At 71.9% G+C, this 23,578-nt stretch carries 21 protein-coding genes; 12 read left to right on the top strand and 9 right to left on the bottom strand.

Going from position 1 to position 23,578, the window contains the following annotated elements:
• Positions 1–93: 93 nt before the first annotated feature.
• Complete coding sequence (locus OG500_RS02220; RefSeq protein ID WP_329575855.1) at positions 94–1,185, top strand: vWA domain-containing protein; 1,092 nt, start codon at positions 94–96, stop codon at positions 1,183–1,185.
• Between the two features lie 135 nt (positions 1,186–1,320).
• On the opposite strand, the gene OG500_RS02215 is transcribed toward OG500_RS02220, so the two are convergent.
• Positions 1,321–3,306, bottom strand: coding sequence for a S9 family peptidase (locus OG500_RS02215; RefSeq protein WP_329575852.1), 1,986 nt, complete (start codon positions 3,304–3,306; stop codon positions 1,321–1,323).
• 458 nt (positions 3,307–3,764) lie between these two features.
• Here OG500_RS02215 and OG500_RS02210 point away from each other — a divergent pair, with 458 nt between their 5' ends.
• Positions 3,765–4,670 (top strand): oxidoreductase, encoded by a 906-nt coding sequence (locus OG500_RS02210; protein WP_329575850.1) that lies wholly within the window; start codon positions 3,765–3,767, stop codon positions 4,668–4,670.
• Between the two features lie 37 nt (positions 4,671–4,707).
• Here OG500_RS02210 and OG500_RS02205 read toward each other — a convergent pair whose 3' ends face one another.
• Both OG500_RS02205 and OG500_RS02200 read right to left on the bottom strand, forming a co-directional pair.
• Positions 4,708–5,247, bottom strand: a complete 540-nt coding sequence (locus OG500_RS02205) for a GNAT family N-acetyltransferase (RefSeq protein WP_329575847.1) — start codon at positions 5,245–5,247, stop codon at positions 4,708–4,710.
• 42 nt (positions 5,248–5,289) lie between these two features.
• Entirely contained in the window at positions 5,290–6,003 is a 714-nt protein-coding gene (locus OG500_RS02200; RefSeq protein ID WP_329575844.1) for a DUF4232 domain-containing protein, read from the bottom strand.
• Between the two features lie 336 nt (positions 6,004–6,339).
• On the opposite strand from OG500_RS02200, the gene OG500_RS02195 reads away from it, so the two are divergent.
• On the top strand, positions 6,340–7,134 hold the full coding sequence (locus tag OG500_RS02195) for a helix-turn-helix transcriptional regulator (protein WP_329575841.1): 795 nt from the start codon (positions 6,340–6,342) through the stop codon (positions 7,132–7,134).
• 216 nt (positions 7,135–7,350) lie between these two features.
• The gene (locus OG500_RS02190; RefSeq protein ID WP_329575838.1) at positions 7,351–7,680 is read left to right on the top strand and encodes a ribosomal protein L7/L12; all 330 of its coding nucleotides are present in this window, start codon (positions 7,351–7,353) and stop codon (positions 7,678–7,680) included.
• Positions 7,681–7,735: 55 nt separating this feature from the next.
• Here the strand turns inward: OG500_RS02190 and OG500_RS02185 are convergent, their stop codons facing one another.
• Positions 7,736–8,188 carry a hypothetical protein gene (locus OG500_RS02185; RefSeq protein WP_329575835.1) on the bottom strand — a complete coding sequence of 151 codons (453 nt, stop codon included), beginning with the start codon at positions 8,186–8,188 and terminating at the stop codon, positions 7,736–7,738.
• A 9-nt stretch (positions 8,189–8,197) separates the two neighbouring features.
• A complete protein-coding gene (locus tag OG500_RS02180; protein WP_329575832.1) occupies positions 8,198–8,746 on the bottom strand; it encodes a hypothetical protein in 549 nt (182 codons plus the stop codon).
• Positions 8,747–8,798: 52 nt separating this feature from the next.
• Here OG500_RS02180 and OG500_RS02175 point away from each other — a divergent pair, with 52 nt between their 5' ends.
• From OG500_RS02175 to OG500_RS02165, 3 genes are all read left to right on the top strand, one after another.
• Complete coding sequence (locus OG500_RS02175) at positions 8,799–10,583, top strand: histidine kinase (RefSeq protein WP_329575830.1); 1,785 nt, start codon at positions 8,799–8,801, stop codon at positions 10,581–10,583.
• Positions 10,580–11,293: a response regulator transcription factor gene (locus OG500_RS02170; protein ID WP_329575828.1), complete on the top strand. Its 714-nt coding sequence runs from the start codon at positions 10,580–10,582 to the stop codon at positions 11,291–11,293. The genes OG500_RS02175 and OG500_RS02170 overlap by 4 nt, the downstream gene beginning before the upstream one ends.
• 333 nt (positions 11,294–11,626) lie before the next feature.
• Positions 11,627–13,018 carry a glycosyltransferase family 39 protein gene (locus OG500_RS02165; RefSeq protein WP_329575826.1) on the top strand — a complete coding sequence of 464 codons (1,392 nt, stop codon included), beginning with the start codon at positions 11,627–11,629 and terminating at the stop codon, positions 13,016–13,018.
• A gap of 12 nt (positions 13,019–13,030) precedes the next feature.
• On the opposite strand, the gene OG500_RS02160 is transcribed toward OG500_RS02165, so the two are convergent.
• Both OG500_RS02160 and OG500_RS02155 read right to left on the bottom strand, forming a co-directional pair.
• Positions 13,031–13,504: a nuclear transport factor 2 family protein gene (locus tag OG500_RS02160; RefSeq protein WP_327064631.1), complete on the bottom strand. Its 474-nt coding sequence runs from the start codon at positions 13,502–13,504 to the stop codon at positions 13,031–13,033.
• A gap of 188 nt (positions 13,505–13,692) precedes the next feature.
• A complete protein-coding gene (locus OG500_RS02155; RefSeq protein ID WP_329575822.1) occupies positions 13,693–14,676 on the bottom strand; it encodes a hypothetical protein in 984 nt (327 codons plus the stop codon).
• Between the two features lie 292 nt (positions 14,677–14,968).
• On the opposite strand from OG500_RS02155, the gene OG500_RS02150 reads away from it, so the two are divergent.
• Positions 14,969–17,947, top strand: coding sequence for a DUF7507 domain-containing protein (locus OG500_RS02150; protein WP_329575819.1), 2,979 nt, complete (start codon positions 14,969–14,971; stop codon positions 17,945–17,947).
• Positions 17,948–18,077: 130 nt separating this feature from the next.
• On the opposite strand, the gene OG500_RS02145 is transcribed toward OG500_RS02150, so the two are convergent.
• Positions 18,078–18,662 (bottom strand): TetR/AcrR family transcriptional regulator, encoded by a 585-nt coding sequence (locus OG500_RS02145; RefSeq protein ID WP_329575816.1) that lies wholly within the window; start codon positions 18,660–18,662, stop codon positions 18,078–18,080.
• 134 nt (positions 18,663–18,796) lie between these two features.
• Between OG500_RS02145 and OG500_RS02140 the strand changes: the two genes are divergently transcribed.
• Together OG500_RS02140 and OG500_RS02135 are read left to right on the top strand one after the other, a co-directional pair.
• Complete coding sequence (locus OG500_RS02140; protein ID WP_329575812.1) at positions 18,797–19,597, top strand: alpha/beta hydrolase; 801 nt, start codon at positions 18,797–18,799, stop codon at positions 19,595–19,597.
• Between the two features lie 440 nt (positions 19,598–20,037).
• Positions 20,038–21,237: a nitric oxide synthase oxygenase gene (locus OG500_RS02135; RefSeq protein WP_329575809.1), complete on the top strand. Its 1,200-nt coding sequence runs from the start codon at positions 20,038–20,040 to the stop codon at positions 21,235–21,237.
• Here the strand turns inward: OG500_RS02135 and OG500_RS02130 are convergent.
• The gene (locus OG500_RS02130) at positions 21,202–22,023 is read right to left on the bottom strand and encodes a hypothetical protein (RefSeq protein WP_329575806.1); all 822 of its coding nucleotides are present in this window, start codon (positions 22,021–22,023) and stop codon (positions 21,202–21,204) included. The two genes, OG500_RS02135 and OG500_RS02130, sit on opposite strands and share 36 nt — an antisense overlap.
• Before the next feature lie 499 nt (positions 22,024–22,522).
• Between OG500_RS02130 and OG500_RS02125 the strand changes: the two genes are divergently transcribed.
• Both OG500_RS02125 and OG500_RS38040 read left to right on the top strand, forming a co-directional pair.
• Positions 22,523–23,338, top strand: a complete 816-nt coding sequence (locus tag OG500_RS02125; protein ID WP_329575803.1) for an SDR family NAD(P)-dependent oxidoreductase — start codon at positions 22,523–22,525, stop codon at positions 23,336–23,338.
• Positions 23,339–23,405: 67 nt separating this feature from the next.
• On the top strand, positions 23,406–23,480 hold the full coding sequence (locus tag OG500_RS38040; protein WP_442789302.1) for a 50S ribosomal protein bL37: 75 nt from the start codon (positions 23,406–23,408) through the stop codon (positions 23,478–23,480).
• Positions 23,481–23,578: the final 98 nt, after the last annotated feature.

Here is a 23,578-nt window from a genome sequence, read left to right as displayed (position 1 = left end):
ACGCGCTGTCAGTGCCCCACCATAGTGTGGAACCAACGTCGGAGGGGGCGCCGGAAAGGCGTCGAAAAGTGCGTTGGGAAAAGGGGTACAACCATGTCTGCGAAGAGGATCAAGCACAAGGTCAACCACGTCTCGCTCGTGGTCGACAATTCCGGCTCGATGCACCGTCACGAATCGCAGCTCATTCGCGTGGTGGACGAGTTCGTGAAGGGCCTTCAGGAGGAGTCCGACCGGCTCGGCCACGAGACCCGCATCAGCCTCTACGCATTCGACCACGAGGTCAAGAATCTGGTCTGGGACATGGACGTCAAGCACCTGCCGTCGCTGCGCGGCCTTTACGAGGTCAACAATGGTGCGACGGCGCTGATCGAGGCCGCCGTGAAATCCATCGACGACCTGAAGAACATCTGGGAGGAGTACGGGGAGCACTCCTTCCTCCAGGTCGTCGTCACCGACGGCGAGGAGAACGCGTCCGGTTTCTCGGAGAGCGGCCAGATGCACATCCGGATGGCCGGCAACCGGGGCACCAGCGTCCTGCGCACGTGGATAGGCCGCATCAAGGGCGCCATGGACAGTCTCCCCGACCACTGGACCTCGGCGATCCTGGTCCCGAACTCCCTGGCCAAGCGCACCGCTCAGGAGTACGGATTCCCGGCGGGCAACATCGCGATCTGGGACGCGGACTCCAGCAAGGGCGTCGAGGAGGCCATCGGCACCGTCAAGGCGGCGGCCACGAGTTTCCTGCGCGGCCGGGAGAAGGGCGTGCGCGGCACCAAGAACCTGTTCGCCATGGGGCAGGATCTGAGCACGGCCGAGGTGAAGGCCAATCTCGATGCCCTGGACACCGGCACGTACATCCTGATCCCGGTCGACCAGCAGTCGCCGATCCGCGATTTCGTCACCCGCGCCGGGCACACGTACCGGACCGGCTGCGCCTTCTACGAGCTGTCCAAGCGCGAGAAGATCCAGGGCAGCAAGCAACTCGCCGTCGCGGAGAAGGACCTGACCACCGGTCGGATGACCGGCAGGGTGTTCTCGGGCCCGGCCGCCCGCCGGCTCCTCGGCCTGCCGGAGTCGGAGGTCACGGTGAAGCCGGGCGACAATCCGGCGTACACGGTGTTCGTCCAGTCGACCTCCGTCAACCGCAAGCTGGTGCCGGACACCAAGCTGCTCGTCCTGCTGTAGCCGAGAGCTGGTGCTGCCCGCGCGGCCGCCCCCGGAGCGTCCCAAGGGGGCGGTCTTCAGGCGGCGCAGCCTGTGCCGACGCCGGATGCGTTGCTGAAGCGCCGGATCACGCGTCGGGACACGCCAGGCGCGGGCCTACAGCCAGCGGTCGAACCAGGCGCGGATTCGCCGGAGGGCGTCGAGCTGATGGGCGCGCTCGTCGAGCCCATGGCCCTCGCGGGGATAGACGACGAACTCGTGCTCGACCCCGAAGTGGCGCAGGGCGCGATGGAAGTGGATCGCCTGGCCGAGCGGAACATTGGTGTCCTCTTCGCCGTGCAGGATCAGCACCGGGGTGCGGATCCTGGAGGCGTAGGAGATTGGACTGTGCCGGTCGTGGACGTGTGGTCCCGGGCCCTCCCATCCGGTGCTGCCGCCGAGCGCCGCGTCGAGGATCCCCCAGTCGCCGGTCCCGGCCTGCATGCCCCAGTCGCTGATGCCCGCACCCATGATGGCGGCCCTGAACCTGTCCGTACGCGCCGTCGCCCAGGCCGCGACAAAGCCCCCGTGGCTCCACCCGGAGATTCCCAGGCGCTCGGGGTCGGCGACTCCCTCTGCCACCAGCAGGTCGATTCCGCTGAGAATGTCGGTCCACTCGTCGCCGCCGACCGCGCCCGCGACCATGGCGGCGAACGCGTGGCCGTGCCCCGAGCCGCCTCGGGGGTTGGGCAGGAAGACCGCGTACCCGGCGGTCGCCAGCCACTGGCCGCAATCGACCGGATTGAGGGTGAATTCGTCGGCATGGCGGAAGTAGGGGCCGCCATGGACCAGGGTGACGAGCGGAAAGGGACCGTTGTCCCTGGTCCGGCCGGCCGGCAGGATCAGCAGGCCGTCCAACTGGATTCCGTCGGCGGCCTGGTAGCCGAGGCGCTGCTGGACGCCCCAGCGGATCCTGCGCAGTTCCGGCGCGGTGTCGCTGAGCCGGACCAATGGTCCGCCGGTGGGTCCCGCATGGACGTTCTTGGGCTCGTACGCCGTGCTCGCCAGCAGGGCGACGGTTTCCCCGGAGCGACTCGCGGTGAGCCCGGCGAGCATGCCGGGGACGGCGGACACCTGGTGGAACCGCAGGGACTCCGGGTCGAGCCGGTACAGCGCGGTGTCCAGCCCGTCGGCGCACAGCGCGAGCGGGGGCCCGTCCGCGACCTGCACCAGCTCGGTCGGGCAGACGGACATGCCGACGGTGAGGTTGCGGTGTTCGACGGCCGGGCCGGTCGGCGGCGGCACGGTGTCGATCACGGCGAGCCCGCCGATCAGGTGCGCAGGAGGCTCTGCCAGGGGCGCAGGAGTCACTGCCAAGTAGGCCAGATGCCAGAGACCGTTCTGGTTCCACCAGGCCGGGGACTGAGCCTCGGCCCCGACCGGACCCAGGTCGCGGACGCCTGCCGAGCCCGGGTCGACCAGGTGCAGTTCCGCCGTCCTGGCGCCCGGGTCGAGCTCAGGGCTGGACCAGCTCAGCACCGCCAGCGGGCCGCCGTCCGGCCGCTGGGCCAGCTCGACCACGTGCCGGTCGCCGAGGCCGTCCACGGTGCGGAGTGCGCCGGTCTCCAGGTCGAGCAGGCGCAGCCGGGTGGCGGGAAGGTGCCGGCCCCAGACCTTGGCGTCGTCGCGCTCGGCCTCCCGGCGTTCGTCCTCGGCGGTGGGTTCGTCCTCGGCGAGCAGGGCGACGGTGCGGCCGTCGAGGAGCGGGCAGTGGTCGGAGATGCCGCCGCGCCAACTGGTCAGGGCCTCGGCCTTGGTGGTGTCCTCGCTGCCATGAAGGCGGATCCGCTGGAGTTGGGCGGTGCCCTGCTCCTCGCGGTCGGAGGTGAAGAAGAGGGCGGCCGAGTCCGGCGCCCACTTCGGGGCGAGGTCGCGGGCCGTGCCGTCGGTCAGCCTGCGCGGGGATGTGCTGCCGTCGGCGGCGGTGACCCGGACGGACCCGTGCGGACGCCCGTCCCGTCCGCCGTTCGCGACCACTGCGTGGGCGACCAGGCGGCCGTCCGGCGAGATGGCCGGTGCCACGGCGGCGGCAACGTCCACCACCAGGTCGGCGGTGAGCGGATCGGTCGGTTCGGGAGTCGGCTGCGGTGCGAGGTGCGGCATGCGGGCTGCCTTTCGCTCGTGAGGACGACAGGCGGACATCGTGTCGCACGACCGGGTCGGCGTCAGTCGGAATGCGGAGAACGGTCCGCCTGAGTTCGGCATCGACCGCTCGGCGGGCGATCACCGTCGCCGTGCGCGCGGGGAGCCGGACTACGTGCGCCGCCGCTGCTGCGCCTGGGCGTGAACGCCGACCCGACGACCGAGCCGGTCAGGCTCCGCCAGGCAGGGCCCAGCACCGCGGCATCGCTGCTGACCACGTGGACCACCGAACGGACGACTCGGTTTTGCGGCAGGGCCACGTCGTTTCCTCGACGTGTCTCGACAGGTACAACAGCTGGGCGGTGGTGGATCGTTCCCGATGCGGATGTGACATTTTGCCCAGCCTGTCGACCTGTCACAGCACCCCGCGAACGCTCCATACTCCAGAGCCTGACGAACCGACGAGTGAAGGAGCAGCAATGAGCGCAGCGGCAGCAGCAGGGACCTGGAAGCTCGGGGACCTGGAGGTGAACCGCGTCGGATACGGCGCGATGCGGCTGACCGGCAACGGCGTGAAGGGGAACTCCGACGGCACACCGATCGACCGCGACGTCGCCGTCCGCCTGCTGCACAGCGCGTTCGAGCAGGGCGTCAACCACATCGACACGGCCGCCTTCTACTTCTCGCCCCTGCGGTCCGCGAACGAGCTCGTCAACCGCGCCCTGGCCTCCTGGCGCGGGGACGTGGTCGTGGTGACCAAGGTCGGCCCGGGGCGCGACCCCTCCGGCGAGTGGCTCACCATGGCCCGTCCCGACCAACTGCGCGGCCAGGTCGAGGAGAACCTGCGCCAGCTCGGCCGGGACCACCTGGACGTGGTGAACCTGCGCCGCAACGGCCCCGGGACGGCCTCGATCGCCGAGCACTTCGGCGCCCTCGCCGAGCTGCGCGAAGCGGGCCTGGTCCGGCACCTCGGGCTCTCCAACGTCAAGCCGGAGCACGTGGCCGAGGCGCAGGCGATCGCGCCGGTGGTCTGCGTGCAGAACTCCTACGGCCTGGACTGGCGTCGCGCCGACGAGAGCGGAATGGTGGACCTGTGCCGGGAGCAGGGCATCGCCTTCGTCCCGTTCTTCGCCATCTCGGGGCTGCGACGCGAGGCGGTCCCGGCGCAGGAGCAGGACGCGCGTGTTCACACCGTCGCCCGCGCCCACGGTGCGACGCCCGCCCAGGTCCGGCTTGCCTGGACCCTCCACCGCGGTCCGCACGTGCTGGCCATTCCCGGCACCGCGAACCCGGCGCATCTCAGCGAGAACATCGCCGCCGGCGCCCTGCGCCTGACGGAGGAGGAGCTGACCCTCCTCGACAAGCCGGCCGGGACCGACGCCTGAGGCGGCGATGTGACGGACCGTTGTACCGCGCGGGATTTCAGCCGGACGGCGTGACCGGGGACCACATGCCGAGCCACTGCTCGGCGCCCCAGGCCTCGAACCGCTCCACCTCGGTGAACCCCAGCTTCGCCGCGAGACGCATCGAGCCGAGGTTGGCGCTCTGGGTGGCGAGCACCACCGGTTCGCCGGGAAGTGCGTCGGCGAGCCAGCCGAGTGCCGCCGCGCACGCCTCGGTGGCGTACCCGGATCCCCACGCCCGCGGCAGGAACAGGTAGCCGAGACTGGCCTTCCCCGCGGCAGCCGGGCGACGGGCCTCCACTGCTCGCCTGAGCAGGATCTGGCCGATCATCGACCCGTCGAGCTCGACGACGAAGCTCCCGGGCCACGGCTCGGGCACCGCGGGCATTTCGCGCTCCAGCTCGTCCCGCGGCCGGGGGCCGCCGAGAAAGGTGTGCACCTCCGGCGAGGCGAGCAGCTCGATGAATGCCGCACGGTCCCGGGCCTCGGGCGCACGGAGCACGAGCCGCTCGGTCGTGATCGGCTCGGGCGGCCACGTTATGGATCCCAGATCTCCCATCCGCGCACGCTAACACGTGGTCGAACCAACCGAACGCGACAGCTACTGGGCGACCGGCGGGCTCATCCGGACCTCGTCGCCGCAGATGGTGATCTGGGCCGGCTTGCCGCTCCGGTCCACCACCGGGACCCGGACCACGGTGGCGTCACCCGGGGCGGCGACATCGGCGGATCCGGCGGTGACCAGGCAGTTGCCGCTGTCCGGGCCCTTGCCGTTCAGCTCGGAGTAGCGCAGGGCGATCACCGCCTTCCGGCCCGCGCCCAGCGTCACCGCAGCAGGGGTGCCCTTGCCGACTCCGAGGGCCTGCGGCCCCTTGCCCACGTGGAATTCGAGCTTCGGGTAGCCGGCCAGGGTGCAGCTGTCGGAGCCGGAGTTGAGGGCGACGAGTTCGGCGTTCGCCGGGTCCTTGGCGTCGGTGCTCGCATCGGCGAGGTTGGTGAGGGTCCACTTCAGGTTCTGCGCGGAGCACTTGGCGGCCTGCGGGCCGCCCGAGCGCGTCGGAGCCGTGGCACCGGCCGGTGTGGCGGAGCCCGGAGCCGTGGCCCGGGCGGGCGTGGCCGACTGGCCCGCGACCGGCGTGACGGCCGCCGGTGCAGGGGCCGCCGGTGCCGCGGACTGGCCCGCGATCGGTGCGGCGGACACGGGTGCGGCGGATGCCGGCGCGGCCCCGGCGGCCTTCGCCGGGCCGGCCGTCGAGCTGGAACCGCAGGCCGTCAGGCCGAGACCGGCCAGCAGCGCGGAGGCGGAAACCGTCAACAGGAAACGCGAGCGCATGGGGATCCCCCCGGATCATCGGAACAGCTGAGGGGCCACCTCTGCCCGGGGCCCGGCTGTGCGTACTCGGAGGAGAGGACACGGCGCAGGGCTCGTCCGGTTGCGCCTGGATGAGAATTTCCTGAGAGAGATTCAGAAGTCGTTCGGCCCACCGTCATCGGCCGGTCCCCGGCCCAACCGGTGTGTACGGGCATCCACCGCGGAACCTGGGGGCGCAGCACCCATGTGATCTTCGCACCCGGCTGAGATCGTTGCGGGGGCCGCACGTTGGCCGGCCGCCATGATCGGTTCGCGGGGACGCGTGAAGAAGGGCCGCAGATGAGCAGTGACATCGGTTCCACCGTCGGGGCCGTGGGCTCCCTGGCGGCGGTCGCCGAGCTGTTGGTGGGACTCTCCGGCCAGCTGGAGCGGTGGCAGGCCGAGTTGGCGCTGGCACAGGCGCAGGTGAGGTCCCTGACCGAGCAGAACGAGCGTCGCCGCCGCGAGGAGGGCCGCCCGGCGGTGCTGACGTGCGAGGAGGCTGTCCGCCTGGTGGCGGCTGTGCTCGCCGAGGGTGCGCAGTGCGTCTGGCACGTCCGCACGTCCGACACGACGTTCCTGGACCGTCTGAGAACGCGGGGTGCGGTCTGGCCGTCGCCCCGGCTGGCCGTGCGGGAGTTGCTCAGCTGCCCGGCGAGCCTGGCGGGGACGATGGTGCCGGGGGAGGACGGTTGCCTGGTCAGGACGGTCTGGACCGAGCTGGACGAGGTCCTCATCATCGACGAGGCCATCGCGCTGATCCCCGCACCGGGCGCGGTCCAGGTCACCGTGGTCCAGCAGCCGCCCTTGGTACGGCAGTTGGCGTTGTTCTTCGAGGCCACCTGGGCGCAGGCGGTGCACCCGCAGGAGTCGGTGCCGATCCCGGGCACCGAGGTGGAGCTCAAGCAGCGGATCGTCCGGATGCTCGCGGAGGGGGCCAAGGACGAAGCGGTGGCCCGGCGGCTGGGGATCTCCCTGCGGACGTGCCGACGCCATATCGCGGAGATCCTGCACCAACTGGGCGCCTCGAGCCGGTTCCAGGCCGGAGTCCGAGCGGCCACGCTCGGCGCCGTCCCGGCCCTGGGCCGAGGCTAGGCCAGTCCTTGCCTCGGCTGACAACGCGCTCGAAGGGCGAAAACCCCTGGATGTGTTCCGCGCCGTACGAGATGCTGCCGGGCATGATCGAGCGTGACTTCGCGATCCGGGTGGCCCAGGAAGACCTCGACCGCAGGTACTCGCCAGAAGACCAAGACCTGGCGTGGCGTGGCCGCCCGCCACGACCAGGCTCACGAGAGCTGGGGAGGGTGGATCATGGAGGACCCGGAGTTCAGTGTGCTGCTGACCGGGGTCGGCGACAGGAGGTTGGACCTTGTCCGGGTCGTCCGGTCCGTGTCGGGCCTGAGTCTCTGGGACAGCAAGCTCCTGCTCGATGCAGTCCCGGCCGTAGTCGTGAAGGACACCTGGTACGAGGCCGCGGACGAGGTGGCGAGGCGTTTGGAAGCGGCCGGTGCCCGTGCTGCTCTGTCGTGCGGGTGGTGCTCGCGCACCATTCCGTGTGGAACTGGGCCGGTGGATCCAGGTCCCTGTGAAGCACCGTACTGGCCGGCGGAGAACTGCCGCGCGAGCTCGCCGAAGCACTGAACTCGGCGACGTGAAGCGACTGGTCGGCACCGCCTGAACGGCTCGGCCTGCTCGGCTATCGCCGTTCGCGCCACCGAACCCAGTAGTCGACCCCGTCGACCCGGTACCGGTCCCCGTCGTCGTAGCGCCACTCGGCGACCAGCAACCGTGCGCCTGCGGGCGCTTGCCGGTGCGGGGTGAGCAAGGCCGTCAGCTCGTCGTACCGGGCGTCGACGCCGCCGTGGCCGGGGTGCCGCTCAAAGCCAGCGGTGCCGTCCTCGTACCGCTGGTTCCACTCGACGAAGAGTGCCCACTGCTCCCGCTCCAGCCCGGCCAGCGCCGCGTCCGCCGGCCACACGACGTACTCGTCCGGTGCAACGGCGAGGTCGATGTCATGGCACCGGAAGTAGTGGGGCACTCCGCCCACGCCGACGAGCCCGCCGCGGGGACCGTCGTACCAGTCCAACTCGCTGGACACATGCTCGAACCCGTCGGCGGCCAACTGCCGCTCGTCCCAAACCTCAGCCACCGGGGCAGGCTACCGGCAGCCGCATGTCACCGCGTCGGCGGGCTCGGCCCAGGTGCACACCGCCGTCGCCCACGGTGGTGTCCCGCTCGGGGCCGGATTGTCGCCCAGCCCGCCGGTGAACAGGTAGCGGTGGCTGACCGTGGTGAGATGCCCCAGGACGCCGAGGCAGTCGTCGACGAAGTGCGTGAGGCCCAACCGCGTGCAGATCGGGGCCTTGTCGGCACGCTCGCGAACGAAGTGCAGGTTCGCGGTGGGGATGCCGGTGCGACGGAAGAACTCGTGGTGGTGCAGCCACGCCCGGGTGTTCGCGGCCACCTTCGGGCCGGCCTTCGAGATCAGGTGCACCCGTCCCTCGAAGGGCTCCGCCGTCAGCCGGGCCAGGACTTCGAACACGCCCTCCACCGCCGGAGTCAGCAAGGGCTGCGAGCCGAAGAACGAGGTGTCCTCGCCGGCGGCGACGCGGTCGACGATCACCCCGCCCACGTCCACCCCGAGCATCGACAGCACGTACGCGCCGGGCGCCTCGGCCGGCGACCCTGGCCTTCGGCGGAGCAGCACCTCATCCCCAGGTCGCACACGGACGCCCGCCGCTGCCCCCGACAATGGGCCGATGGCCACCATCTCCCGAACTCCGTTCACGGCCCCTGGCAGACAGGGCCGGGGACCGTGGCGCGCGCTCGCAGAAGTGAGCGGCGGCGCGCTGCTGATGGTCCTGACCGATCAGATCGTGCGGAGATCGGGCTCGTTGGGCGGCATCCAGCTGCTCCTCGCCGTCGCCGCCCTTGCCCTGCTCGCCGGCCGCCGTCGCTTTCCCACGACGAGCCTGCTGGGCATCTCCGTCGTCGTGGGCCTGCTGCCCACCGCCGCCGGGCTGCCGGCCGCCGTGATCGCGTACACCACGGCCAGGCACCTGGTGACTCCTCGGCGCCGCATCGTCGTGCTGCCCGCCTCGGCCGTGCTGGCGATGCTGGCGTGTGCGGCGTTCGCCCCGGTCATCGGGATCGGGCGCCATGCGTTCGGGCTCGCGCTCGGTGCCGTACTCGCCGCAACCACCCTGGTGGTGCCGGGACTTCTCGGCATCTCGAGCGGACAGGAGGAGCGGCTGCTGCGGGCGCTTCGGGAGAGGGCCGCCGCCGCGGAGGGGGCCCGCCTGCTCGCGGAGAGCGAGTCCCGGATCCAGGAACGGTCCCGGATCGCCGCCGAGATGCACGACCTGATCGGCCACCGGCTCAGCGTGATCTCGCTGCACACGGGTGGCCTGGAGATGGCCCTGCAGAAGGAGTCGCCCGAACTGCGCGACGAGGCGGTCCTGGTGCGCCGGGCCGTCGCGGAGGCGATGCGGGAGCTGCGTGAAGTGCTCGGTGTCCTGGGCCCGTTGGGACGGGACACCGGGACCGACGCGCTGACCGACACGACGGGGACCAGGTCAGACGTCGAGGCGCTGGCCGAGGAGTCGCGCAGCGGCGGCATACCCGTCGAGCTCACCTGGGACGGCCCGGACCTGAACGACCGCGCGGCCCAGGTGCGGCGTGCGGTGCACCGTGTGGTGCGCGAGTCGCTGACCAACGTGCACCGGTACGCGGCCGGGGCCCAGGTCACCGTGGCGGTCACCCACACCGACCGCCGGGTGGACGTGCGGGTGCGCAACGAGCCGCCGCCCGTGGCCCCGCAGGCGGGGACCGGCCTGGGCTCGGGGCGCGGCCATGTCGGGCTGCGGGAACGGGTCGCACTGCTCGGCGGCACCCTGGAGGCGGGCCCGACGCCGTCCGGCGGCTTCGCGGTGACGGCACGGATCCCGGCGCGGCCGGACCCGGGAGCGCGCCGGGCCGTCACGGGCGCTCCGTCGCCCGAACCGATGCGTGAACCGTCGCCCGAACCGATGCCCGAATCGTCGCCCGGACTGCCGTCCGCGCCGCGCCCCGGCCTCTCGCCCACCGCTGTCCAACGCCGTGCCGTCAACGCCCTCAGCGGGCTCCTCGGCCTCATGGGCGTGGGTGTGATGATGCTGTGCGGCCTCCTGCTGGTCGCTCACGCGTTCCCGGCACCCGATCCCGTTCCCGGCGCTCGCGATCAGCAGCCGCCCCGGATCGGGATGCCGCGCACGACGGTGCAGCAGGCCGTGTACGACAGCTCGGAGGCGCGCGCGGCGGCGACGGGTCACGAGCCGGCCCACGCGCAGTCCGTGACGAGCTGCATGTACTCGGCGGCGTCGTTCGGCGACTCCACGCCGCCGGCCGGGGACAGCGGCCGTGCGGACTCCGCCGCCGCGGGCACCGGGCAGGATCCCGACCGCCTCGGCATCACCCGCTACTGCTTCCGTGGCGATACGTTGGCCACGATCGACCGCTTCACCGTGCCCATGGTGTCGCGCACAGCACCCTGGGAGTCCCCGTGACCGACCTGCCCGCTCGCGACCACCGCCCGATCCGGGTCCTGCTCGCCGACGACGAGGAGCTGATCCGGCACGGCGTGCGGCTGATCCTGCGTCATGCCGAGGGCATCGAGGTGGTCGGCGAGGCGGTGAACGGCGAGGAGGCCGTGCGGGTCGCCGCTGAGACCCGTCCCGACGTGGCCCTGATCGACATCCGGATGCCCGTGCTCGACGGGCTCGCCACGATCGAGCGCCTGCTGGCCCTGCGCCCCCGGCCGCAGGTCGTCATGCTCACCACCTTCGGCGACGAGAGGAACGTGACGCGGGCGCTGCGGTCCGGCGCCACCGGCTTCCTCCTCAAGGACGAGGGCCCGCAGGAGCTGATCAGCGCGGTCCGGGCCGCCGCCGCGGGCGACGCCGTCCTCTCGCCCAAGGTCACCCGCGCCGTCATCGGGCGCATGCTCGACGCGGATCCCACCCGGCCGGGACCTGAGGGGGCGTCAGCACCGCTCTCCGCCTCGGTGCCCGAGCAGCGGCTGGCGGCGCTCACCGGCCGGGAGCGCGACGTCCTGACGCTGCTGGGCCAGGGCCTCGCCAACGCGGAGATCGGGCGTCACCTGGGCATCGGCGTGGGCACGGTGAAGACCCACGTCAGCGCCGTCCTGGTGAAGACGGGCACCGACAGCCGGGTCCAGGCGGCGGTCCTCGCCTACCGGACGGGGCTGCTGGACTGAGCGGGGCGGCTGCCGGACCGAGCAGCCGTCCCCGCACGCCGTCTCTGCCGGAGGACAGAGACGGCCGTCCGCCCTGAGGACTACGCACGCCCCCGGCCCCGACCTTCGACAGACGCCTCATCCACACCCTGAGGCCGACGGTTCGACAGCACGGCGCTCCGAGGATGAGAGGAAGCCACCGAACCTCCTCCCCCTCCTCCCCGCGACTCCGGAGCCGACATGTCACCCGAGGCCACCCGCGCCCGCTCGCTCCTGCGCCCACGAGGTGTGCGTGCGACGGCCATCGCTCCCGCCGCGCCGGGACCGCGGACCGCCGCACCAGGGCAAGAGCGCATGGTCGTGCTGCCCCCGATCCTGCTCACCCTCGCCCTGGGGCTGTGGGGGATACGCCGCCGGAACAGCATGTGGGGCGACGAGGCCGTCACCTGTGAAGTGGCCCACCGGAGTGCCGCTCAGATCTGGCGCACCATCCAGCACGTGGACCTGGTGCACGGCGTCTACTACCTGCTCATGCACGGGCTCTTCGCCGTCTGGGACGGCGGCCTGCTCACCCTGCGACTGCCCTCGGTGGTCGCCATGTCGCTGGCGGCGGGCGGCGTCGCGCTCCTGGGCCGGCGCCTGGCCGGCCCCCGCGCCGGCCTGCTGGCCGGCCTGGCCCTCCCGGCGATCCCGCTGGTGCAGCAGTACACGCAGGAAGGGCGCTCCTATGCGATCGTCTGCGCCCTGGTGACCTGGTCCACCTGCCTGCTGCTCGATGCCGCCGACCGGTCGTCATGGCGGCGGTGGGCCGGCTACGCGGTGCTGCTCTGGGGCGCGGTCATGGTCCACGAACTCGCCGCCCTGGTGATACCCGCCCACGGGACGGCCCTCGTGCTCGCCGAGCGTCCACGGGCGCTGATCCGCGCCTGGGCCACGGCCGCGGGGTGCGTGGTGGCCGGTGCGCTGCCGCTCATCGTCCTGAGCGAGCGCCAGGCCGGACAGGTGGCGTGGATCGGCTGGCCGGACGCCCTGCAGCTGCTGGGCCTGACGGCCATGGCGCTGGCGGGCCTGTGGTGCGCCCGCCACCAGGTCCGGGCCGGGGAGCTGTCGCGCCTGTCCGCTCTCGCACTGCCGCTGCTGCTCCTGCCGGGCCTGCTCCTGCTCGCGGCGGCCGTCGTCAAGCCGCTCTTCGTCGACCGCTACGTCCTCTACTGCGCCGTCGGGTTCGCGCTGCTGCTCGGCGCCGAACTCGACCGCCTCTGGGGCTCGCGACCACTGCCCCGCTGGGCCGGGTGGGTTGCGCTGGCGGCGGTGCTGGCGGCGCTGGCACCGGTCAGCCTCTACCTGCGCACTCCCCAGAGCCGGCACGACGACGCCACCGCCGTGGGCCGCGCCGTTCGGCAGGCCGCCCGCCCGGGCGACGGCCTGCTGTTCATCCCGACGGGGCACCGCGTGTGGGTCTCGGCCCACCTCCAGGACACCCGGGGCCTGACCGACCTCGCCCTCGCCCGGGACCCGGTCTCCTCCGACACCCTGGACGGCGTCGAACTCCCCGCCCAGGACATCCCCGCCCGGATGCGCGCCTTCCCTCGCATCGTCGTCGTCCACGACGCCGCCGACGAGCCCCCCGACGACGACCCGAGGGAGACGGCCAAGAGCTCGACGCTGCGCGACGACTTCCACGCCTGCGACCGCACCGCCGAGGTCACCGGGGCACGCATCACCGCCTACTGCCGCAACAGTTGACGACGGGCCGGGTCAACTCGACGGAGTGCTCGGGCGGGTCTCGGTCCAGTCGACCATCAGCCGTCGTTCGGCGAAGAACCACGCGCCCTCGCGCCTGACGAACCGGTCCAGGTAGCGGATGGACGCGATCATGACCGTCCGCTCGGCATCCGTGCCGTACGAGAGGTGGTGGGCCAGGCAGTAGCTCTCGCCGCTCGCGCGGTCGCCCTCCAGCGTCACGGTGCTCTGGCCGTTGAAGTGGGTGGTGGCCCGGTAGGTGTTCAGGTTGTCGAAGACCGGCGCGAGGGCCTCGCGCCCGTGCAGTTCCTGGGTCGGCTCGGAGGCGGTGGCGTCCATGAAGACCAGGAAGCGACAGTCCTCGGTGAACAGGGCCAGCTGTCCCTCGGCATCGCGGCGGTCGGCGCAGTGGGCGTAGGCGTCGATGAGCTCCCTGATGGCCAGCCGGTCGGCGGCCTCCTGCGGCGGGACCGATTCGTGAGCGGACACGGCGACTCCCTCGTGATGTGAGTGACACCTGTATCAGAGCACCGCCGGCGGAGCCGCTCAACCGGTCGACGCCCGCCGCAACCGCTCCGGCGCGAGCGGACCACCGCCCGGTCCTGCCGTCGGCGTGGGCGGCGGGCAGGACCGGGACAGCGTGCGGGCCGGTCGGCCGGGGGAGCGGTGAGGGCGGGTCAGATGGTCTTGGTGCGCTGGTCGCGCTGCTGGCGCCAGGCGGCCATGCCGCCGTAGATGTGCATCCGGGCGCGCGCGACCGCGCCGATCGGGCGGTGGTCCTTCAGGGCGTGGGCGATGCTGAAGGTGAGTTCCTCGGCGAGCCGGTTGCGCTCGGCGGTACGGAAGTCCTGCTGGGCGATGGTCACGGTGGCGACCTTCACGAGCGGTGCCTTCTCCTCGTCCCACCGGACGGCGATGTCCTCGACGGGCATGGTGTCGGGGTCGGTGCGGACCTGGACCATGAAGTCGAAGGTGGCCTCGGTCTGGGAGAGGTGCTCCTGGAGGTGGTCGCTCAGGTAGTAGTCGTCGTGCTTCTCGCGCTTGGGGCTGGTGTAGGCCGAGGTGGGCAGCAGGACGTACTTGACGACCAGGTCGGGGCCCAGCAGGGAGGCGGTGTTGCTCCAGTAGGGGATGTCGGCGGGGGAGGTGGGGGTGATGACCGCCTTGGCCAGGCCGGCCACGACGTGCGGGTGGGTGGGGAGCATCTTGGCGGCGAACTTGGCCTGGCCGAGCGTGATGACGCCGTGGAAGAGCTTGACCGTGCCGAGCGGGATGGCCGGGGTGTTGAGCAGGATGAAGTCCTGGGTGGTCGGCTCGTCGCTCTCGGGGATGCGGTCGCCGGGCACGTCGTGCAGCTTGATCGCCGCCCCGCGCAGGTCCTTCACGCCGTCCGACTGCGGCTTGCCGTTGCCGCTGGAGAAGCGCAGCCAGCCCTCGTAGGTCCTGGGCTCGGCGAAGACGCCGATGCGCAGGTGGTCGGGCAGGCTGGGCTCCACGGCGAAGGCGATCTTCACCAGGCCGGTGTGCTTGGCGTGGGCGGCGCGGCCCGTGGCGCCGGGCGGGAAGTCCTGCTCCTGCTGGTGGTGCATCGCCTCGATCATCTCGGCCACGAGTCTGTCCTCGTCCGGCTCGAGCGTCTCGTACTGGGTGAGCGTGCTCATGGGCGTCCTCGCAGGGGAGAGGGGTGGGGGTCGCGCGGGCGGCCGGGCAGGCCGCTGGGTGCCGCCCGCCTAGCGATACCAGGCTGCGGGCCGTGGAGTTGGGGGCGCCACGCGAAGGGGCCCGCCAGGCGGCCAGGTGGCCCACAAGCGGCGATGGTGGCGCGGAGCCGGTCGGAATGGCGCCGCTCTCTGATCACATTAGCTACTTATAGTGCTTTTACAATCACTCACTGTAGTGCTGTGGTGGCGTGGGGCTCCGGCTGTGATCACGCCCGACTGGAACGGAGACGGTATGGCACGCAGCAGACGCTGCCGGTCGCGCGGCGGGTTCGCCGCGGCGATCGGGCTGGCGCTCGTCGGAATGGCGGCAGGCTGGGGAGGGGGCACGGCCCAGGCCTCCCCGATGCGGGACGTGGCGTCCCTCGGGCCCACCGCCGTGCTGTCGGCGGACCACGCGGGCAAGAAGTCCGCTTCGGGCGATGACGCGGACAAGAGGTCCGAGAAGTCCGGGACCCGAGCGCTGACCTGTCAGCCGGTGCCGCTGTGGGCGAACAGCGGCGGCGGCAACGACCACCTCTTCGAGTACAGCCCGACCGGCACCCAGCTGGCCAGTGTGCCGTTGGTGCGCGACTACGGCGACATCGCCTGGAGTGCGGACGGCACCACGCTGTATGCGGTGAGCTGGAACACCCTGCCGCCGGTGCTGTACACGATCAACCCGGCGACCGGCGCGGAGACGAGTTCGGTGACGATCACCGGCCCGGCTGCTGGTTTCGCGGGGTACGCGACGAACGCGCTGAGCGCCCGGCCGGACGGCAGCCTGCTCGTCGGGTCGTTCTACTCGAACGAGATCTGGACACTCGACCCGACCACCGGGGTGAGCACACTGTTCCCCGCCTCGTTCCCGGCCGGGCTCGTCTCTGCGGGCGACTTCATCACCCTGCCCGACGGTGACGTCCTGGCAGCCGCGTTCGATCCGGGCACGCTTCACCCGACCGACTTCTTCCGCATCCACCCGGACGACACGATCACTGAGATCGGCAACGTGCCGGGCTCCGTCTACGGTCTGGCCCAGTCCGGCGGCAGCATCTACGCCTTCCGAGCGAACGGCACCATCGAGACGCTGAACTCGGTCCCGACCGGCTCCTCGACCGCGGAGATCCCCACCACCGTCGTCGTCAACACGGGGGTCCCCTTCTTCGGCGCCTCCGCCACCCAGGACAGCGGGAACTGCAACCTGCCGGCCGGCACCTCCTACACCGTGGCGAAGTCCGTCTCCCCGGCCGGCCCGGTGAACCAGGGCGCCACCTTGACCTACACCGAGACCGTCACCAACACCGGCACCAACCCGGCCACGGCGGCCGGGTTCAGTGACGACCTGTCGGCCGTGCTCACCGACGGCACGATCGTGCCCGGCTCCGTGACCGCCAGCTCGGGAACCGCGAGCGTCACCGGCACCACCTTGACCTGGTCGGGCACGCTCACCGCGCCGCCCGCTACCGGCTCCACCGTCACGGTGACCTACCAGGTGAAGGTCAACGACCCCGACACCGGCACCTTCGCGCTGACCAACACCGTCGCCCCGACCATCGCGGGCGGGACCTGCGCGAGCGCCACCGGCTGCACCACCACCGTGCTGGTCACCGTCCCCGCCCCCACGGTCACCAAGAAGGCGGCCGAGGCCTCGTTCGTCGCCGGGCAGACGATCCACTACACCTACACCGTGACGAACAACGCCCCGGTGGCGCTGACGAACATCGCGCTCACCGACACCGGCCCCGGCGCCCCGAGCGTCATGTGCCCCGAGAGCACCCTCGCGGCCGGCGCCTCGGAGAACTGCACCGCCAGCTACACCGCGACCGCCGCCGACGCCACGGCCGGCAAGATCGTCGACGCCGCGAACCTGACCGCCACCGTCGGCACCCAGAACGTGACGGCCACCAGCAACACGGTCACCGTCCCGCTGCGCGCGCTGACCATCACCAAGTCGGCCGTCCAACCGGACTTCACGGCCCCGGGCGAGACGATCAACTACACCTACACCGTCACCAACACCGGCCAGGCCCCGCTGACCAACGTCACGGTGACGGACCTGACGCCCGGCGTCACCGTCTCGGGCTGCGGGACCAACCAGCTCGCGCCCGGCCAGTCCACCACCTGCCAGGCCACCTACGTCACCACCGCGGCCGACGTCGCCGCCAAGAGCATCCCCGACCAGGGCCAGGCCACCGGCACCGACACCGGCGGCCAGACGGTCACGACCACCAGCAACCAGGTCGTCACGCCGCTGGACGCCGTCTCGGTGACCAAGAAGGCCGCTCAGGACCAGTTCACCGCCGCCGGACAGACCATCACCTACACCTACACGGTGACCAACAACGGCGCCCAGCCGCTGACCGGCATCACCGTGGTGGACAACGGCCCCGGCACCCCGACCGTCAGCTGCCCGCAGACCACCCTGGCCGCCGGCGCCTCGGAGAACTGCACCGCCGGCTACGCCACCACCGACGCCGACGTCGCCGCCGGCAAGGTCGTGGACACCGCGCAGGTCACCGGCACCACCCCCAGCGGACAGAACCTCACCTCCGCCAGCAACACCGTGACCGTCCCGTACGCCGGCCTGAAGATCGTCAAGGCCGTCCAGGAGACCGCCTACTCCGCCGCCGGACAGGCCCTGCACTACACCTTCACCGTCACCAACACCGGCAACGTGGCACTGAGTTCGCTCGCCGTCACGGACTCCGGCCCGGGCACGCCGGTCGTCTCCTGCCCGGTGGCCACCCTGGCGCCGGGCGCCTCCACCACCTGCACCGCGACCTACAGCACCACCGAGGCCGATGTGAAGGCGGGGAAGATCACCGACACCGCCACCGTCACCGGTACCACCCCTGACGGCGCCTCCGTCACCGCCACCAGCAACACCCTGACCGTCATCGCCTGCACCCCGTGCAAGGACGACGACCACGGCGGCTGCGACGGCCACAACTCCGGCGGCACGGGCGGCTGGGGCGACCACAAGCCCGGCCGTCCCGGCCAGTGGGACGTCCACCCCGACGGCGCCACCGCGGGCACCGCTCCCGCCACCGGCCACGACGGCGGGAACCGTCCGGTGCCCCCGCAGGCCCACACCCAGGACCACGGGGGCTCCCTCGCCCACTCCGGTGCGCAGGTGGCGTCGGCCGGCATCGCCGGAGTCGGGCTCCTGGGTCTGGGAACCGTCCTGACCCGTATCGCCAAGGCCCGCAGGCGCCTGGACGGCGGCACCAGGTAGTCGAGGCACCGCCGGCTGAACACCGAGAGCCGGCGGGAATGGAGCGGCCCGGGAACCACCTGGTTCCCGGGCCGCTCCAGTTGCTGCGGCGGGCACCTGGACCGCGCGGACGTACCCTCCCCGCACCCGGTCAGGGCGCGCCGGCTCCCGGACCGGCCCCGCCCAGCACGGTGGCCACCGCCCCGGCCAGCGCGCTGCGGACGCGCCGGGGCGGGGCGAAGCGGCTCTGGTTCATCGCGCCGTGGCGCAGGATCAGCAGCGTGTCGGCCGCGCCCTGCGGGTCCGGATGGCCGGCGGCGGTGAGAAGTTCGAGCAACCGGGCGCGGAACCAGTCCATGTGCTCCTGGATCGCCCGGCTGACCGGATGGTCGGGGTCGGGGTAGTCGGCGGCGGCGTTGATGAACGGGCAGCCGCGAAAGCCCGGCTCGCAGAACTGCGCCGCGATCCCCTCGAAGACGGCCTTGACGGCTTCCTGCGGGGAACGCCCGGTCACCGCCGCTGCGGCGGCCTCGCGGAACACCCGGTCGTGCTCCCGGACGTAGGCGAGCACCACCTCGTCCTTGGACGGGAAGTGCCGGTAGAAGGTCGCGTTCGCGACCGCCGACTCGCGGATCAGCTGGTCGATGCCCACACCCCGCACGCCCTGGGCGTAGAAGAGCCTCATCGCCGCGGCCAGGATGCGCTCGCGCGGTGGGCTGGAGTCGTTCGTCGTCATGACTTGACGCTAGCAGAAGGAGCGTTCTACCTTGAAGAGAGAGAACGGTCCTTCTACTTCGTTGGTACCGCTTCCCACGACTGCCGCCCGCAGGCGGCCCCAGCATGCCCGAACCCACCAAGGAGTCACCCCGCATGCCCGCCAACCGCACCCCCGTCATGTTCATCCACGGCCTCTGGCTCCACTCCACGAGCTGGCAGCCGTGGGCCGACCGGTTCCGCGAGGCCGGCTACGAGCCGATCCTCCCCGAGTGGCCCGGGGTGCCCGCCACCGTCGCCCAGGCCCGCAGGAACCCCGACCCGCAGGCCGGCATCGGCCTCGCCGAGATCTCCGCCCACCATGCCCGCATCATCCGCGAGCTGGACACCCCGCCCATCCTGATCGGCCACTCGGTGGGCGGCTTCATCGCCCAGCACCTCCTGGGCCAGAACCTCGCACGCGCGGCCGTCGCCGTCTGCCCCGGCCAGATCAAGGGCGTCAAAGCCGTCGGACCCGCCCAGGCGAAGTCCGCCTTCGCCTTCCTGCGCAACCCCGCCAACACCAAGCGCGCCGTCTCGCTCAACCCCGCGCAGTTCCGCTACGCCTTCGCCAACGCCGTCGAACAGGCGGAATCCGACCAGCTCTTCAACGACTGGACCATCCCCAGCCCCGCCCGCCCCCTCTTCCAGCTCGCCCTGAGCAACTTCGCCCCCGGCTCACCCGCCAAAGTCGACACCGCCAACCGCACCCGCGGCCCCCTGCTGCTCCTGTCCGGCAAGCTCGACCACACCGTCCCCGACGTCCTGACCCGTTCCACCCACAAGCAGTACCGCAAGTCCCCGGCCGTCACCGACTACCACCGTTTCGAGGACCGCGGCCACTCCCTCGTCGTCGACCACGGCTGGCGCGAACTCGCCGACCACTCCCTGACCTGGCTCGACCGGCACCCGCACTGAGCACCTTGCCGGTCGCCCCTCCCTGGACCTTCGCTGTCCGCCGCTGGTCGGCCGGCCTGTCCGGCGGCGGACCACAATCGGGAAGCCGTGGACCCGGTGGCCCTGCGCAGCACGATGGGGCGGCGGTCGGCTACTTGAGGGCGGCGGTGGCGAGGCGCAGTTCGCGGAAGGCCTGGTCGAGCTGGTCGTGGACGGTGGCCGCGCCGCTCAGGAACCCCTCCTGCGCGCCGGCCGCGCCACCGACGTGGCCGGCCTGCCGGACACCTCCACGGGTAGCGCACCCCGGCGAGCGGGCGTGAGCGGCCGGCGCATGGGTTTCGTCAAATCGGCTGTCGGGGGATGCGGGTCACTCGCTCTTCTCCCGTAGTGTCCGAGCGCGGTCAGATGTTTCGTCCGTGTGAACCGGGTGCCTTCCGCTCGTCGTTGACAAGGGGCTCATCATGAAGACCTCGCACCTGTGCGCAGCACCGCCCGTGCCATCCGCCCAGCCCAGCGCTCCGGTGGCGGCCGAGGCCGCCGACCTGGTGCGACAGCTCGGCGCGGAGGGGCTCCGGCCGGCCGAGGAGGTGGAGTGCCGGGTCGGGGAGATCGTGGCGGAGCTTGCTGCCACGGGGAGTTACCGACAGAGCGTGCGGGAGCTGTTGGCGGGGACCAGGATCGCCTGGCGCAACAACCCGCAGTGCGTCGGCAAGTTCTACTGGAAGGCACTGGAGGTCCGGGACTGCCGCGAGGTCGGTGTCGGCGGCGGTGTCGGCGGTGATGAGGGCGACGTGTTCGAGGCGTTGGTCGAGCACCTCCGACTGGCGTGGAACGGTGGGAGGATCCGCCTGCTGCTCAGCGCGTTCGCTCCGGCCGAGCCCGGCAGGCCCGGGCCCAGGGTGTGGAACGGCCAGCTCATCCGCTACGCCGGCTACCGGCGGCACGACGGGTCGGTGCTGGGTGACCCGGGGACGGTCGAACTCACCGAAGCCGCAGTGCGGTTGGGGTGGCGCGGGCGGGGGACCGAGTACGACGTGCTGCCGCTGGTGGTCCAGTGGCCCGGGCGCGAGCCGAGGTGGTTCGAGCTGCCGCCGGACGCGGTGCCCGAGGTGCGGATCAGCCACCCCGAGTACCCGTGGTTCGAGGATCTCGGCCTGCGCTGGCACGCGTTCCCGACGATCTCCGACCAGGTCCTGCACCTGGGCGGCCTGCGCTACACGCTGGCGCCGTTCAGCGCCTGGTACACGTGCACCGAGATCGGTGCCCGCAACCTGTCCGACACCAACCGCTACGACAAGCTCCCCGCGGTCGCCCGCGGCATGGGCCTGGACACCAGCCGCGACCGCACGCTCTGGCGCGACCGCGCACTGCTGGAGCTCACCGCGGCCGTGCTGCACTCCTACGACCGGGCGGGGGTGTCCATCATCGACCACCACTTCGCCACCAAGCAGTTCGTGCGGCACGAGGAGCGCGAGCTCAAGCACGGCCGCCGCTGCCCCGCCGACTGGTCGGCCATCGTGCCGGCCACCAGCGGCTCGGCCACCCCGGTCTGGCAGCGCCGCTACGAGCCGACCAGGGAGCGGCCCAACTTCTTTCCGCACCAGCTGCCGTGGGCGGCCGACAGCTCAGCCCAGGTCGCGGGCGCCGACCAGGAGGTGTGAGGGGCCCTCGGCCTGCGCGAGCCGCCACTCGCGCTCGCGGGCCCTGCCGTGCGGATCCGCGTCGAGGATGCGCAGCGCGTCCCCGGAGGCGGTCGGTTCGGGCCGCAGTTCGGCCCCGACGCGGTGCGGCAGGGTGGAGCGCACGATCTCCCAGCGGCCGTCACGGATCCGGCCGAGCGACACCTCGCAGTCCAGGAGCGCGGCGGCCTCGGCCCGCCCGGCGCAGCCGAGCACCTGCTCGGCGAGCGGTGCCGAACGCGGTCCGGAGGTGTGCAGTGCGGTGGTCCGGTCCCGGGCGTAGCCGAACCAGGCGCCCACTCTGACGAGTTGACCCGCGCAGCCCTCCGCCGGATCCTCCAGTACCGCGCCCGCCAGGTAGTCCGACGGCTGGCCGTCGCGTTCCCAGTGCTCCAGGTAGTCCTCGTGCACGCCGTGCTCGATCAGCACGCCGTCCTCGAAGCGCAGGGTGCCGGCGTCGGCCAGCGGGGCCGGCGGATGCAGGTCGATCAGCCGGGCCCAACCGAACACCTCGCCCTCCTGTTCCAGGACGCCGGCGAACGCCTTCTGGGTGCTCAGCGCCAGGAGTTGCGGGCGGTCCAGCTCGGCCGGCGGCCTGCCGCGGACCGTCTCGGCGAGGCCGGGCGGCTGGCGCAGATCCGTGAACAGCGCCAGGCCCTGCAGCCAGGTCGTGCGGGTGGTGGTGTCCGTCGAGCCGTCCGCCTCGCGTGCCAGGGTGCGCCGCCACACGCCGTGCAGGTCCGCGAGGGCGGGGTGGTGAACGCGCATCGGGGCTCCGATCCTTGGGTTTCCGACGATGGGGGGCGGGACACGCCGCAGCGTGGCTCACCCTCTCATGTGCTGCCCCGCACTCGCGGGCCGTAGACCGCGTCCGGGCCCACGGGAGGTCCGACATGGGGTTCTGTCAAGGATTCATCAGGGCGAGTGACGCCGACTTGCCCCGGGGTGCGTGGCGGGCTTGAATCATCGTCATGACCCGTCCGGCACGCCACCACGACCGTCCGCCTCATCCGCGGACGCCGGCTGCCGCCATGGTCGCCCGCGCCGTCGGTTAGCGCCGGTACCCTCCCGCGGCAGGCCGTGCGTCGATCGCGCACCGCGGGCGGGCGGTAGCAGCAGCCCGCCCGCACATCTCAACACCTCCCGGGAGCAAGGCCGACGGCCCTCCCGGACGTTCTCCCACCTCAATCGCACCCCGGCACCCGGTCGGCGCGCGTCCGCGCGCCGGCCGGTACCCCGGGTGTGCCCATACACCCATGGATGGACCATGTCCGCTGTCCTGTCCGCTCGCGTTGCCCTCGTCACCGGAGCCTCCTCCGGGATCGGCTGGGAGACCGCCCGACTGCTCGCCGAGCTCGGCGCCACCGTCATCGTCCACGCCCGGACGGCGGAGGAGGGGGAGGGCGCCGTCGAGCGCCTGGTGAAGCTGGGCGCCAGTCGCGATCAACTCCACATGTTCGCAGCGGATTTCGCCCGTCTCGCCGAGGTCGCCGAGCTGGCGGAGACGGTTGCGCGAGCGTTTCCGAAGCTGGACCTGCTGGTCAACAACGCCGCCGTGATGGCCCCCGAGCGGTGTACGCTCACCGAGGACGGGGTGGAGATCTCCTTCCAGGTCAACTTCCTTGCCGCGCACCGGCTCGCCAAGCTGCTGCAGGCGCCGCTGACCGCCGCCGGCAGCGCGCGGATCGTCAACGTCTCCTCCTCGCTGCACCGCACGGCCTCGATGAACTGGGCCGACCCCAACCGCGTCAAGAAGTACTCCCGCGTCGCGGCGTACGCGCAGTCGCAGTTGGCGCTCTCCATGGCGGCCGGCGACATGGCGCCCGAGGACAGCGGGATCACCTCGGTGAGCGTGAACCCGGGGCTGTGCGACACCGCGCTGCTGCCGTTGTACGGCCGGGTCGGCGCGCCGGCGGCCGAGGGGGCGGCGGCGGTCGTGCGGCTCTGCCTGCCCGAGATCCGCCTCGCCAACGGCGAGTACTACGACGGCGGCGACATCGCACCGACCGCCGCCACGGTGCACGAGGCGCGCTCCCAGCGCCGCCTGGGCAAGCTCGCCGACTCGCTCGCGACCAAGGCCTGACACAACCAGGGCCTGACACCACCAGGGCCTGACAGCACCGCTACCAGCACAGACACCACGGAGAACGATGTCCAAGCGCGCCCGCAAGAAGAGGTCCCGTCGCAAGAAGAAGGCGAACCACGGCAGGAAGGCCTGCCTGTAGCCGCCAGCTGGCCCACCCGACCCGCCCGGCGCCGAGTGCCACCGGCGCCGGGCGTCCACCTGCCGAAGCCCTGGGAGTCCGCCGACCCCCAGGGCTTC

The sequence above is a fragment of the Kitasatospora sp. NBC_01250 genome, from assembly GCF_036226465.1.
Lineage (GTDB): Bacteria > Actinomycetota > Actinomycetes > Streptomycetales > Streptomycetaceae > Kitasatospora.
The sequence above is the reverse complement of the archived record's forward strand: the minus strand, read 5'-3'. Positions and strand labels throughout refer to the sequence as shown.

Bases quoted from the DNA above. Each gene is read 5' to 3' on its own strand.
- OG500_RS02210 (WP_329575850.1), top strand. From the start codon at position 3,765: ATGAGCGCAGCGGCAGCAGCAGGGACCTGGAAGCTCGGGGACCTGGAG.
- OG500_RS02125 (WP_329575803.1), top strand. From the start codon at position 22,523: ATGTCCGCTGTCCTGTCCGCTCGCGTTGCCCTCGTCACCGGAGCCTCC.
- OG500_RS02165 (WP_329575826.1), top strand. From the start codon at position 11,627: ATGGTCGTGCTGCCCCCGATCCTGCTCACCCTCGCCCTGGGGCTGTGG.
- OG500_RS02130 (WP_329575806.1), bottom strand. From the start codon at position 22,023: ATGCGCGTTCACCACCCCGCCCTCGCGGACCTGCACGGCGTGTGGCGG.
- OG500_RS02150 (WP_329575819.1), top strand. From the start codon at position 14,969: ATGGCACGCAGCAGACGCTGCCGGTCGCGCGGCGGGTTCGCCGCGGCG.
- OG500_RS02175 (WP_329575830.1), top strand. From the start codon at position 8,799: ATGGCCACCATCTCCCGAACTCCGTTCACGGCCCCTGGCAGACAGGGC.
- OG500_RS02190 (WP_329575838.1), top strand. From the start codon at position 7,351: ATGGAGGACCCGGAGTTCAGTGTGCTGCTGACCGGGGTCGGCGACAGG.
- OG500_RS02140 (WP_329575812.1), top strand. From the start codon at position 18,797: ATGCCCGCCAACCGCACCCCCGTCATGTTCATCCACGGCCTCTGGCTC.
- OG500_RS02155 (WP_329575822.1), bottom strand. From the start codon at position 14,676: ATGAGCACGCTCACCCAGTACGAGACGCTCGAGCCGGACGAGGACAGA.
- OG500_RS02215 (WP_329575852.1), bottom strand. From the start codon at position 3,306: ATGCCGCACCTCGCACCGCAGCCGACTCCCGAACCGACCGATCCGCTC.
- OG500_RS02135 (WP_329575809.1), top strand. From the start codon at position 20,038: ATGAAGACCTCGCACCTGTGCGCAGCACCGCCCGTGCCATCCGCCCAG.
- OG500_RS02195 (WP_329575841.1), top strand. From the start codon at position 6,340: ATGAGCAGTGACATCGGTTCCACCGTCGGGGCCGTGGGCTCCCTGGCG.
- OG500_RS02205 (WP_329575847.1), bottom strand. From the start codon at position 5,247: ATGGGAGATCTGGGATCCATAACGTGGCCGCCCGAGCCGATCACGACC.
- OG500_RS02220 (WP_329575855.1), top strand. From the start codon at position 94: ATGTCTGCGAAGAGGATCAAGCACAAGGTCAACCACGTCTCGCTCGTG.
- OG500_RS02145 (WP_329575816.1), bottom strand. From the start codon at position 18,662: ATGACGACGAACGACTCCAGCCCACCGCGCGAGCGCATCCTGGCCGCG.